The organism is Phytoactinopolyspora endophytica (assembly GCF_004138495.1).
Classification (GTDB): Bacteria; Actinomycetota; Actinomycetes; order Jiangellales; family Jiangellaceae; genus Phytoactinopolyspora; species Phytoactinopolyspora endophytica.
In genome coordinates this window covers 6,953-18,811 of the sequence record NZ_ML142871.1, presented here as the reverse complement: position 1 = coordinate 18,811, position 11,859 = coordinate 6,953, and the positions used below count along the sequence as shown (strand labels likewise).

14 protein-coding genes are annotated in these 11,859 nt (G+C 64.6%); 3 read left to right on the top strand and 11 right to left on the bottom strand.

Annotation, left to right across the window (positions count from 1 at the left end; all coding sequences use genetic code 11):
- The 6 genes from ELR45_RS39670 to ELR45_RS30125 all read right to left on the bottom strand — a co-directional run.
- Positions 1 to 434, bottom strand: a 434-nt coding sequence (locus ELR45_RS39670; RefSeq protein ID WP_205857560.1) for an ATP-binding cassette domain-containing protein, incomplete at its 3' end; no start/stop codon positions are given.
- 34 nt (positions 435 to 468) lie between these two features.
- Complete coding sequence (locus ELR45_RS30145; RefSeq protein WP_129669598.1) at positions 469 to 1,650, bottom strand: ABC transporter permease; 1,182 nt, start codon at positions 1,648 to 1,650, stop codon at positions 469 to 471.
- A 10-nt stretch (positions 1,651 to 1,660) separates the two neighbouring features.
- On the bottom strand, positions 1,661 to 2,653 hold the full coding sequence (locus ELR45_RS30140) for an ABC transporter permease (protein WP_129669597.1): 993 nt from the start codon (positions 2,651 to 2,653) through the stop codon (positions 1,661 to 1,663).
- A gap of 53 nt (positions 2,654 to 2,706) precedes the next feature.
- A complete protein-coding gene (locus tag ELR45_RS30135; protein WP_129669596.1) occupies positions 2,707 to 4,710 on the bottom strand; it encodes an ABC transporter substrate-binding protein in 2,004 nt (667 codons plus the stop codon).
- Between the two features lie 69 nt (positions 4,711 to 4,779).
- Entirely contained in the window at positions 4,780 to 5,793 is a 1,014-nt protein-coding gene (locus tag ELR45_RS30130) for a hydroxyacid dehydrogenase (RefSeq protein ID WP_129669595.1), read from the bottom strand.
- Between the two features lie 190 nt (positions 5,794 to 5,983).
- Positions 5,984 to 7,108 (bottom strand): LacI family DNA-binding transcriptional regulator, encoded by a 1,125-nt coding sequence (locus ELR45_RS30125; protein ID WP_129669594.1) that lies wholly within the window; start codon positions 7,106 to 7,108, stop codon positions 5,984 to 5,986.
- A 175-nt stretch (positions 7,109 to 7,283) separates the two neighbouring features.
- On the opposite strand from ELR45_RS30125, the gene ELR45_RS30120 reads away from it, so the two are divergent.
- The gene (locus ELR45_RS30120) at positions 7,284 to 7,514 is read left to right on the top strand and encodes a hypothetical protein (RefSeq protein ID WP_129669593.1); all 231 of its coding nucleotides are present in this window, start codon (positions 7,284 to 7,286) and stop codon (positions 7,512 to 7,514) included.
- Positions 7,515 to 7,548: 34 nt separating this feature from the next.
- Here the strand turns inward: ELR45_RS30120 and ELR45_RS30115 are convergent, their stop codons facing one another.
- The gene (locus tag ELR45_RS30115) at positions 7,549 to 8,124 is read right to left on the bottom strand and encodes a hemerythrin domain-containing protein (protein ID WP_129669592.1); all 576 of its coding nucleotides are present in this window, start codon (positions 8,122 to 8,124) and stop codon (positions 7,549 to 7,551) included.
- Between the two features lie 395 nt (positions 8,125 to 8,519).
- On the opposite strand from ELR45_RS30115, the gene ELR45_RS36055 reads away from it, so the two are divergent.
- Positions 8,520 to 8,681 (top strand): hypothetical protein, encoded by a 162-nt coding sequence (locus ELR45_RS36055; RefSeq protein WP_165368239.1) that lies wholly within the window; start codon positions 8,520 to 8,522, stop codon positions 8,679 to 8,681.
- An 18-nt stretch (positions 8,682 to 8,699) separates the two neighbouring features.
- On the opposite strand, the gene ELR45_RS30110 is transcribed toward ELR45_RS36055, so the two are convergent.
- Positions 8,700 to 9,143, bottom strand: a complete 444-nt coding sequence (locus ELR45_RS30110; protein ID WP_129669591.1) for a rhodanese-like domain-containing protein — start codon at positions 9,141 to 9,143, stop codon at positions 8,700 to 8,702.
- A 31-nt stretch (positions 9,144 to 9,174) separates the two neighbouring features.
- Entirely contained in the window at positions 9,175 to 9,648 is a 474-nt protein-coding gene (locus ELR45_RS30105) for a nitroreductase/quinone reductase family protein (protein WP_129669590.1), read from the bottom strand.
- 131 nt (positions 9,649 to 9,779) lie between these two features.
- Between ELR45_RS30105 and ELR45_RS30100 the strand changes: the two genes are divergently transcribed.
- Complete coding sequence (locus ELR45_RS30100) at positions 9,780 to 10,544, top strand: inositol monophosphatase family protein (RefSeq protein ID WP_165368238.1); 765 nt, start codon at positions 9,780 to 9,782, stop codon at positions 10,542 to 10,544.
- Positions 10,545 to 10,671: 127 nt separating this feature from the next.
- Here ELR45_RS30100 and ELR45_RS30095 read toward each other — a convergent pair whose 3' ends face one another.
- On the bottom strand, positions 10,672 to 11,508 hold the full coding sequence (locus ELR45_RS30095; RefSeq protein ID WP_129669588.1) for a class I SAM-dependent methyltransferase: 837 nt from the start codon (positions 11,506 to 11,508) through the stop codon (positions 10,672 to 10,674).
- 92 nt (positions 11,509 to 11,600) lie between these two features.
- On the bottom strand, positions 11,601 to 11,859 hold a 259-nt coding region (locus tag ELR45_RS39665; protein ID WP_205857558.1), incomplete at its 5' end, for an SRPBCC family protein.

Sequence of the window (11,859 nt, the reverse complement as noted above, 5' to 3'; positions counted from 1 at the left end):
AGGGAAGCCATGGGTTCTTGGAAGACCATGCCGATCTCGCCGCCGCGGACCCGGCGGATCTCCGGGCCGTCGGGATCGACCGCGGTCAGGTCTACGGGTGCGTCACCGTTGGTGCGCCAGTGGATCTGCCCGTCGACGATCTGTCCGGGTGGATCGATGAGTTGCAGGATCGAGCGGGCGGTGATCGATTTGCCGCATCCGGATTCTCCGACGACGCACAGCGTCCGTCCGGCGTGGACGGTGAGGTCGACGCCGTCGACGGCCTTGACGATGCCGTCCGGGGTGGAGAAATGGGTGTGCAGCCCTTGCACCTGCAGCAACGGCTTGCCATGCTCGCCTTGGCCCTGGGATTCACGGGTCCCTGGTGTTGTTCCGGTGCCGGCGGCGTCTGTGCCCTGGCCTGGGTCGGTCCCCATGTCCATGTCGGTGTCCATGTCGGCAACGTCCCTTGTCCGCGAGGGTTGGTGGTCAGTTCTTGTAGGGGTCGGCGGCGTCGCGTAGTCCGTCGCCGAAGAAGTTCATGGAGAGCACGGTGAATACGACGGCCAATCCGGGGATGAGGATCCAGGGTGCGGTGGAGACCGCGCGTATGTTCTGTGCTTCTTGGAGCAGCACGCCCCAGCTGACGGTGGGGGTTTGTAGCCCGAGTCCGATGAAGGACAACGCGGTTTCAGCGAGGATGATGGTGGGGATCGACAACGACAGGTTGGCGATGATGTGGCTGGTGAATGAGGGCAGCATGTGCCGGAACATCACCCGGGGCTGGCTAGCACCGTCGGCGATGGCGGCGGTGACGTAGTCGTCGCCGCGTACGGCGAAGAATTTCCCGCGGACTTCGCGGGCCATACCGACCCAGCCGACGAGTGAGATGACCACGGTGAGGGCGAAGTAGCGCTGGATCGGGCTCCAGCCCGCGGGTACGGCGGCAAACAGCGCCATCCACAGGGGGATGGTGGGGATGGCGATGATGAACTCGATCAGGCGTTGGATGGCGTTGTCGACCTTGCCGCCGAAGTAGCCGGAGATGCCGCCGAGGACCACTCCGAGCAGCAGTGAGAACAGCACGCCGACCAGGCCGATGGACATCGAGATGGTGGTGCCGTGGATGATGCGTGAGAGCAGGTCGCGGCCGTTGGAGTCGGCTCCGAGCAGATACATCGGTTCGCCGTCGTAGTCTTTCGGGCCGATCAGATGCCGGTCCCAGGGGATGAAACCGAACAACTCGTATTCTTCGCCTTTGACGAAGAACCCGATCGGGACTGTCTGGTCCTCGTCGACGGTGAAGGTGAGGGCGAGGGTCTCGGGGTCTTGTTCATAGCCGTAGCCGTTGACGTGTGGGCTCAGCGAGCCGTCGTCGAACAGGCTCGGCACCTGCGGGGGAGCGTAGGTGTAGTCGGAGTTGTGGAACGACGACGAGTACGGCGCCAAGAACGGTGCGAACACGGCGACCAGGTAGATGAACAGGGTGATGAACCCGCAGACCAGCGCCAGGCGGTGGCGTTTGAAGCCCCACCAGACCAGCTTCCACTGCGAGGCCAGCGCCAGTTCCTGCTCGGCGTCGTTGTTGTTGTCGCTGTCGGCCTGCTGGGTGATGGCGGCGCCACCGAGCGGCTCGGACGGCTGCGGACCAGTGGTGAATGGTTGTGTCATTCTCGCCTCCTCAGTACCGCAGCCGCACGCGTGGATCCAGCCAGGCCAGCGCCAGGTCCGAGATCAGGGTGCCGATCACCACGAGTACCGCGCTGATCAGCAGGATCGAGCCGGCCAGATACATGTCCTGGGCCAGCAGGGACCGCAACAGCAGCGGCCCCGTGGTGTTCAGGTTGAGCACCTGCGAGGTGATGGCGTCCGCGGCGATGAGCCCGGGCAGGATCCAGCCGATGGTGGAGAAGAACGGGTTCATCGCCACCCGCACCGGGTACTTGATCGTCATCCAGTGTCTCTTCATCCCACGTGCCCGGGCTGCGACCACGTAGGGCTTGCGCAACTCATCCAGCAGGTTGGCGCGTAGTACCCGGATGTTCGCCGCGGTGCCGGCAGTGCCCCAGATCACCACCGGGATCCACAGATGAGACAGCATGTCGCCGAACTTGGCCAGACTCCACGGCGCGTCGCGATACTCCGGGGAGAACAACCCGCCCACACTCATCCCGAAGTAACGCAGACTCACCCACATCAGTACGAGTGCGATCAGGAAGTTCGGGATCGCCAACCCGAGGTAGCCGAGGAAGGTGAACGAGTAGTCACCGACCGAGTACTGGCGCATCGCCGAGTACACCCCGATCGGGAACGACACCGCCCAGATGAACAACAACGTCAGTACCGACAACGCGATCGTCAACGGCAGCCGCTCGGCCAGCAACTCGCTGACCGGGCGGCCGAAGTCGAACGAGGCCCCGAAATCACCCCGCAGGATGATGTTGGTGATCCACTTCCAGTACTGCACCAGCACCGGCTCATCCAGGCCGTAACGCTCGGTGAGCCGGGCCAGCTCCTGCGCTCCCAGGCTCCCGTCACTCTGCGCCGACAGGCGCGCTCGCACCGTCGTCAGGTAGTCACCCGGCGGAAGCTGGATCACGATGAACGTCACGATCGAGATCGCCCACAGCGTCGGAATCAGAATCAGCAACCGCCGCCCGACATATCGGAGCATCTGCACGCACCGCCTTCCACGTGAGGTTGACCAGGACTGGGGTTGTCACCTCGTCAGTCGGCGAAGAACATCGTCGGGATGTTGATCGGTCCCGGGGTCACATACAGCCATGAGTCCGGGAAGCTCTCGACGACGTTGCGCAGGTTGTTCTTGGCGATGCCGTAACCGTCGGTGGGCAGGGCGATCCCGATCACGTAGAACTGCTCCTTGGCGATCTGCAGAATCTCCCGGAACAGTTCCTTCTGAACTTCAAGGTCGGGCTCGCGCCACATCTCCCATCGCAGCTCCATTTGTCGTATGGTCTCGGCAGGCGGTTCCTGGGAGGCCTCGCCTTCACCGCGACTTTCGAAGTAGTCTCCCCAGGGTGTGGCGTAGGCGGACTCGTTGCCACTGGGGAACCACCAGCGTGTCTCCAGCATCTCGACCTTCAGACCGCCGTCGCCCGCCCAGATGTTGGCATCGTGCTCGTTGGTTTCGGGGTCTTTTCGTTCGTAGAACAAAGTCCGCTCGATCGGGTTCACCTGCGCATCGACGCCCACCTCGGCCCAGTACTGCGTGACCAGGTCGGCCGCGTTCGCCCACTCCGGGAACAGCGTCGTGACGTCGATGGAGAACCGTAGCCGCTCGCCGTTCGGACGTAGCCGGAACCCGTTGCCGTCGGTCTCGGTCAGCCCTGCCGCGTCCAGGTGCTCATTGGCCAGGTCGACGTCGTACTCGGTGTACTGCTTCGCGAACTCCTCGTCGTAGAACTCCGAGTCCGGATGCGGCGCGGCCTGCCACGGCTCGCCCTGACGCTGGTAGACGGTGTCGATGATGTCCTGGCGATCGATCGCATGCGACAGCCCGATCCGGAAGTCCTTGTTCTGGAAGATCTCGGCCAGCTCCTCGTCCTTGTGAGCCATGTTCAGCGAGATGATCATCCGGTTCATCGAGGTGCTCTCGACAGTGACGAAGTCGTAGTCGCCCTCCTCGCGTCCTTCGGCCAGCACCGGCTTGTTCGCGTCGGTGTTGAAATGCCTCGTGTGGAAGTCCAGCTCACCGTTGACACCCTTGAGGAGCATCACCTCCTCCTCCTGCACGACCTCGAACTCCATGCGGTCGATGTAGGGGAGCTGCGCGCCACCAGCGTCAACCTTCCAGTAGTACGGGTTGCGCTCTGCGACAGTGACGTTACCCACGTTGATCGGATCGGTGATCACCCACGGGTTCAAGACTGGCTTCTCAGGGTTGATCCACGGAATGATCCGGTCTTCCTCCCAGTACTCCGTCCAGTCGCCGAAGCCGGCGTCCTCTGCCAGCTGCTCAGCGTCGGGGTTGTAGGTGGGTAGGAACTCCTGCAGGTAATGCTTGGGGAAGTAGACGAGGTTCGGTGCCCATTGCACGGATGCCCGGGACGCCGTCTCGTAGAAGCGTCCGTTCGGTCCAGGGAAGGTGAGCCGGACGGTATAGTCATCGACGCGCTCTGCGGTGGCGGGCTCGCCGTCGACGGTGACCTCAGCGGGCGGTGTCGGGTTGATGTCCGTGTTGAGGAACACGTCTTCCAGCGCGAACACGACGTCGTCGGCCGTGAACGGTTCGCCATCGGACCAGCGCATGCCCTCGCGCATGTGGAGGGTGAACTCGGTGCCTTCGTCGTTGACGGCGATCTCCTTGAAAACCCCGGGGCCGATCTCATCGAGTTGAGGGTCAACGCGAAGCATCGGTTCGTATCCCATCAACCGGTCGAGCCAGGGCTCGTCGCCCTGCCCGAGTACTGCACCGTGGTAGGTGCCGCCATACGTTCCCAGCTCCGGTGCGTCGACAACGAGACGATCCGCCTCCACTGGCAAACGCTCCTCCAACGGAGGCAGATCGCCGGCTTCCACCTGCTCGGTCAGCGAGGGCGCCTCCAACGGGCGATCCGGATCCGGCTCCTGCGCGCCCCCTCCATCGTCATCGTCCGAGCCGTCCGACCCGGAGCAACCGGCCAGCGACATGGTGGCCAGAACGGCACCACCCCCGCCTACCCGCAGCATGTCCCGTCGTGTCCATAGCCTTCTGCCGTTCGTGGTGGTCATCTGGGGCCTCCTTGTCCCTGTGTGGCGTGTGAATCGTTTTCTGGTCGGTGTGGCCGCTGTTCCGGCAGGTCAGGCCGACCGTTCGAGTTCTTCCGGCTTGACTTCGTGCACGAACGGAAGCCCGAGCGAATAGCGCTCAAGCTCGTCGACCGCCGTCTCGGCGATCCGCGCCAACTCGCCGCCGAGCGAACCGGCGACGTGCGGGGTCAGAAAGACGTTCGGCAGGTCGTAGAGGATGGAATCGGGCGGCAGCGGCTCCGGGCTGGTGACATCGAGAATCGCGCTCAGACGGCCCGAGACCAGTTCATTGGTAAGCGCTTGCTGATCGATCACCGCAGGCCGGGCTGTGTTGATCAGGACCGATCCGTCGCGCATCCCGGCCAGGCCATCCGCGTCGATCAGGTGCCGGGTGGACGGGATGTCCGGTGCGTGCACGCTGACCACATCGCTGGCCGCCAGCAGCTCGTCCAACGGCACCACGCTTGCTCCGTAGGCGGCGCCCTCCTCGCCGTGGACGTACGGGTCAGCCAGCAGAACCCGCAGGTCGAAGTGGCGCAGCAGCTCCATCACCCGACGTCCCACCCGGGACGCACCCACGACTCCGACCGTCTTTCCGTAGTTGCCCAGGTCCGGATTCGCTCCGCCCCAGTCGATGAACGTGCGGCTGCGCTGATACTCGGCGCCGATCTCCAGGACCCGCTTGTTCGCCCAGAGCACGGCGGCCACCGTGTATTCGGCCACCGGCATCGCGTTCGCCGTCGCCGCCGAGGAGACCCGGATGCCCCGGTCCCAGCATGCGTCCGTGACGTGCATCTTCACCGTGCCGGCGGCGTGCACCACGGCCCGCAGCCGAGGAGCTTCAGAGAGTACCTCTTCGGTCAACGGGGGACAGCCCCACGACGTCAGCAGGACCTCGGCTCTGGCCAGCGCCTTACGCACCTGGTGCGTGTCGAAGTCGCTGGCGACCAATGCGGGGTCGACATCAGCGACCTCCACGAGCCGGTCGACGACCGCACCGGTCAGCACCCGCTCCGCGATGCCGTGACCCATCGCGACGAGAGTCTGTGGGCGCTGCTGGTGCATGTGCACCTCCTGTGAGCGATGTGAGCGTTAACGCATCATTCACTCATAAATTGGCGGCTGTCTAGGGGGTAAGCCAATGAATGTGGTTACAGACCCGTAACGTGCCGTCCACACAGTCGTCGCTAAGGCCGTTTAGACGAACGTTCCCGGTCACCTTGTACTCGCACAGACGCCGACTGACCTGCGTTGATTACGAGAGCGAAGCGATGCGCCGGGCGCCGCCGCACGATTCGCGGATGCGCAGCTCCGGATGCAGCATGATGTGTCGGCCCGCTCGCTCGTCGGCGTGAGCGAGTCGAGCGATTAGCAGCTCTACGGCGATGTCCCCGACATCGTGCTTCGGGGGAGCGATGGCGGTGAGCGGAGTGTCGATGATCCCTGCCACCTCGTCGTCATATGCGACCATGGCCACGTCGTCCGGGACCCGGACACCGGTCGCGTGCAGCCGTTGCATCAAGACGATGGCGTCCTGGTCATTGTGGACCAGCAGTGCGCTGATCCGCCCGCGGGCGACGTCGTCGGTCACGCCGCGTATCGCCTCGTCGAACTCGGCCAGATGTTCCTCGGGGTGCGGCGTCGTCACAGGCTCGGTCGGCTGAGTGCCCATCTCGCGCATGCCGGTGCGATACCCCTCTTCGATCAGGGTTCTGTTCGGGCTGTCTCGCCGTGTCACCAACGTGATAGCCCGGTGACCGAGCGATGCCAGATGCCGGATTCCGAGGCAGGCACCGTAGACGTGGTCCGAGTAGACCGCGTCCAGATGCTCGAGTCCGGTATTGAGCGCGGCGGGTCGCTCCACGAGCACCGTGGGCACATCCAGCGATCTGAGCCAGTCCAGCGGTGAGCGCGAGGCGCCGATCTGGTCGCTGATCGTGACGAGAAGACCATCGACGTGGCTGGCCAGAAGTTCCTCGACGCGCTGCCGGTCGGCGTCCGGGTTGTAGTACGAGATGCCCAGAATCAGGCGCGCTCCCAGCTGCGCCGCCGCGGCGCGGGCGCCGCGGATCACCTCGGGATAATAATACGTCGTCGACGGGACGAGCATGCCCAACGTCAGCCCGGCGCCGGGGCCAGTGGCAGCCTCCGAGGCAAGCTGCCGGTCCGCCTTGGCCCTGCCCTGGTCATTGTTCGCATCGTGCGTGGGCTTGATCGCGCCGTGGACCCGGGACAGCAGGCCTCGCTGGGCGAGCGCCGTGACGTCCCGGCGCACGGTGGCAATGGACACGTCGAGCTCGTCCGTGAGATCACGCAGGCGCACCGTTCCCCGGCTACGCACCGTGTCCAGGATGAGCTCGCGACGATGTGCGGCCAGCACGTGACACCCCTTGGTTCGCAACGACTTCCTGATCCTACGACGTCTCCACTAGCCGGAGACATCGAATTGCCGGTCGTGCGCGATCCGGAACCGGACTGGCACTGGCCGGAAATCTGTCGCGGGCCCGATGCGTCTCGTACGTCTCGTCGTCGTGAATCGGGGTATGTGGTCTGACATGGCTGAAGACCGGCGAACCAAGGAACAGCCGACGGCGGGTGAAGATCCCCGGGAGATCGACCGGGAGCGGACCACCGACCAGGCGCTGCGGGAACAGGAAGCGCAAGACGGCCTCGTGCACACACAGCGGCCGGTCAGCGGGATGGGTGTCAGCTCGGACGCCCCTGGTCACGACCTTGCCGATTTGGATGAGGCACCCGACGTCCCGAAGTACCGGGACCAGTCCTGAGCGTCCCGGCATCTTAAGGATGTCGAGGCGGAGACTAGCTCTCGTCGTCGGCGGCGGAGGCCGCTATGAGCGCGTCCACCCGCTCCTGTGGCATCGAGTTCATCGCCTCCACCAGTTGTGACTCCTCGTTGTCAAGATGGGCCTCGAGCTCGGATGACAGCCGCGCCAGCTCTGACTGCACGCGTGCCGGTTCCGTGCTGTCGACCTCTGAAAGGACCGACTCGAACTCTTCGAGGAGCTTGCCGATGGTGACGTGCTGCTCCTGAAGTCTGGCGATCGTCGGCGCCAGCTCGGGGAAGTCTTCTCTCAGCGCCGGGAAGAGCAGCGAGTCCTCACCGGAGTGGTGGTGGTGCAGACCTTCACAGAACTGCAAGCAGTGCTTACGCAGTTCGAGGGTGAGGGTCGGGGGAGTGCGGCCGGTCTCCGGGGGCGCGCCGTGTCCGGCCACGAACTCGTCGACCTCATGTCGTACCGTCTCCAGTTCCTCACGCAACCATCCGTGGATCTGGACGAGGAAATCGCCGAACGCCGTGATCCGGTCGGCGCCGGGAACGGACTGGGGCGCTTCGGATCCGTCTGGCGTCGCTGCTGTGCTGGGTGCATCAGACATGCTCAGTCTCTCTTCTCGTCATTTCTCGGCAGTTTCTCCTCACGCTAAAACCTCAACAAATGTTGATGTCAAGAGCTCACGCCGATCGCCGCCGTCGCCTACAGCGGCCCAGCCTCGACACCGGCGAATGCCGGGGGAGTCGGATGATGGCCCGGCCGCCTACCGAGTCTGCGAACCACGACGTGTTTCCTGCCTGAGGCTCATCCGTTCGGTTGGTATCAGATACCGACTGAACGGACATTTCTTCGCAGTACCGGTCAACAACATCTCGTTGACCTGGCACGATGCCAGAATGCAGGTTCACGTTGCGTTGCAGCGCAGGCGGCGTGGGGCGAGCATCGCTAGTGGAGTGTCCGTCGCCACACGATGCGACGGGGGATACGGGAGGGTAGCAAATGTTGCGCCGGGACACGGAGTACGTGTTGACCTGGAACGCACAGAACCACAGCTGGCTGGTGAGACCCATCGAGCGGCACGGGAACGAGATCGTACAGATCGGTCCCGGCGGCACCGAGATGGTCGAACCCGCTTGGTCGTTTGACGACTGGGGTGAATGACTGACGTCTAACGACACCTCACGATCGAACTAGCTCGAACCCCTCGTCGAGCCAGCCCGTGACACCACCGATCATCTTCTTCACAGGCCGGCCGAGCCGCGCGAGCCGCACGGCAGCTTTGTCAGCACCATTGCAGTGCGGCCCGGCGCAATAGACGACGAACAACGTGTCCGCCGGGTATGTCGCAAGGTTCCGCTCGACGATCCGTCCGTGGGGCAGGCTCAGAGCACCGGGAAGGTGCCCGGCGGCGAAGAGCTCCGGACTGCGGACGTCGAGCAGGACGAAGTCACGAACGTCACGGCTGATGGCGTCGTGCACATCCCAGCAGTCCGTCTCGAAGGCCAGCAACGAGGTGAAATGGGCCTCCGCCTGGTAACGGTCCGCGGCGGGCGTGGCCGACACTGCCGAACCCGCGAACTCCTGGCGAGTCGACGGGGAAGGGCCACTGGAAGTTGTCGTCATGAGGGCACACTAGCCACCACGGTGTACGCAGTCACCGCGGTGTGAGTCGGATCACCGGGTACTCCCGGTCAGATTTGCTTTGGTACTTCGCGATGCGGGGCTGGGAGGCGGCGATGAGCTGCCATGCCTGCTCACGGTCGGTGCCGTCGAGCTGGTGCGGCGTCACCGGCGTGGCATCGCGGCCGGGCAGTTCGATCGATGCCTGGTCGGGGTGCGTCATCAAATTGACGTGCCAGGCCGGACTGTGGCTCCCACCGCCTGAGGCGACGACCAGCCAGGCATCCTCGCCGTCGGCGAACCACGCCAGGGGCGTCTCCCGCGGCTGTCCGCTTCGGCGACCCACCGTGTTCAGGATCAGTACGTCCATGCCCATGAACGTGCCGCGGCCACGTCGGATCTTTCGGTTCGTACGAGCGTTCATCGTCCGCTGCATCCACCGTGAGAATGCCCCGGGTGTGCCGGGCTTGCGCCCTCCGCGCTTGTCAGCCTGCTGATTCCTCGTCATGTCTACCTCCATTGAGTCAACGTGATGTCTTTGGAGGTCACACTAGGTGCGGCTCGGTCACGGAGGCTTCTCGATTCCTGACCGGTCTGTCGAACGAGGAGCAGGGGACTGGGCTGATAGCGTCAGCCGCGATGGACAGCGTTGACGATCTCCAACTCGCGTTCGACACCGCGGACCTGGCGGCGAAACTCGCGCTCGCTCACTTCGAGGCTGGCGTTTCCGCAACGCTGAAGGCCGACGGCACGCCGGTCACCGAGGCCGACCGGGCGGTTGAGCGCTTGCTGCGGGAGACGCTGTCTGAGGCATGGCCCGAAGACGCGTTCCTCGGCGAGGAGTTCGGTCAGCTCGGTGAGTCCGATCGGGTCTGGATCCTCGATCCGATCGATGGCACCGGGTTCTTCAGCCGGGGTGATCCGAACTGGCGAATCCACATTGCTCTGGAGGTTCAAGGGACCACGGAGGTCGCGCTCGTCACGTCTCCTGCGCTGCGGCGCTGCTGGTGGGCGACCCGAGGTGGCGGTTCATTCGAGTCGTCCTGGCCACGCGAGGAGAGCAAGACGCGGCGTCTCAAGGTCAGTACGACGTCGACGCTCGCTGATGCCGTGCTTGATGCTCTGGACGACGAGTCCAGAGCTCGCCTCCCACCGAGTGCAGCTCGCGCACCGGCGAGCCCTCTACCGCTGGTCGAGCTCGTTCGCGGCGAGATCGATGCCTTCTTGGTCGAGCGCTACCACAAATGGGATCACGCGCCATGGGTTCTCCTTGTCGAGGAAGCCGGCGGCCGTTTCACTGACCGAACCGGTGGACGTGCGAGCGATCAGGGCGGCGGCCTGTATTCGAACGCCATGCTGCACAGCCAACTGCTCGCTTCGCTGCATTACCCGGCGCGCCCCTGACCGTCATGGCGCAACGTCCGTCCTGGTTGGCTGGCAATGCGGGACGGCGTCGCACCGCCGTCGGCAAGGATCTGTACGAGCCGGTCGGCGCAGTTCCGCATAACGCCGATAATGTACATTATGTCAACTAACTCTGATGTGGCGCTTGCGCGAGCAGTTCACCGTGGAGGATGGCGAACCAGGCATCCGGCGCATCACCCCAGGTACGCCACCCGGCTGCGATCCGGTCGAGGTCGGCGACGGTGACGCCCTGCTCGGCCGCCTGGTTGGCGAAGGTTTGCCCGACATGGCGATCTGCCTGGCTGTAGCCCCACCAGTGGCAGATCTCGGCGTCAGCGTAGTTCCACACGCTGGCGGTGTACCGAGCGCCAGTCAGCCCGGCCTCGGTGGCCCACGCCCGCATCCGGCGCGCAGCGTCTGGCTCGGCACCATTCGCTCGGGCGACCGCTCGATAGACACGGCGCCACTCGTCGAGTTCGGGCACCTCGGGGTACCACGTCATCGCCGCGTAGTCGGCGTCACGCGCAGCGATCCACCCACCAGGCTTGCAAACCCGGGCCATCTCCTTAAGCGCACGGACCGGATCCGTGAGGTGCTGGAGTACCTGATGGGCATGCACAACGTCGAAGCTGTCATCCTCGAACGGCAGGTCCGTCGCATCCCCCACCTGGAACCTGGTCCGGCTGTCCCCGCGTCGCTCCGCGGCCGCCCTGGCGGCTTTCAGGGGCTCTTCGACGTTCTCGATTCCCACCACAGTCCCCGGCGCGACGAGCTCCGCGAGATCGAGTGTGATCGTCCCCGGGCCGCACCCGACGTCGAGCAAACTCATGCCCTGGTCCAACACGGGGAGGAGAAACGCCGCCGAGTTGGCGGCCGTCCTGGCCCCGTGAGATGCCAAAGTAGCTTGTTCGTGGCCGTGGGTGTACCGGCGACGCGTGTCACTATGCGAGACATTTTGACTCATATAGCGAGACTGCCCGATTCGCTCGACGGTGTCGAGAGGGCGATTCACATGATGGAACAGGAGCGAACTGGCGACGGCAGAGCGGTCTGCGGTCAGTCCGGGAAGGCTACCCGCACGTCCTGCGGAGACGGCGCACCTTTGCCGGTCTCGACGAGCGACTTGAGGCTCATCAGGTAGGTCGCCCACTTGGTGCTGCAGTGGTGCATGAACTCCACCGGCTCCTTCCAGCCCTGATGCTTGAACAGTACGATCGTGTAATCGCCGTCCTGGCGGAGATTCCAGTCGATCGTCGTCCCGATCCACTCCTCCGGACCCTCGACGACCTTCCAGGCCACCCGCTCGGATGGCTGC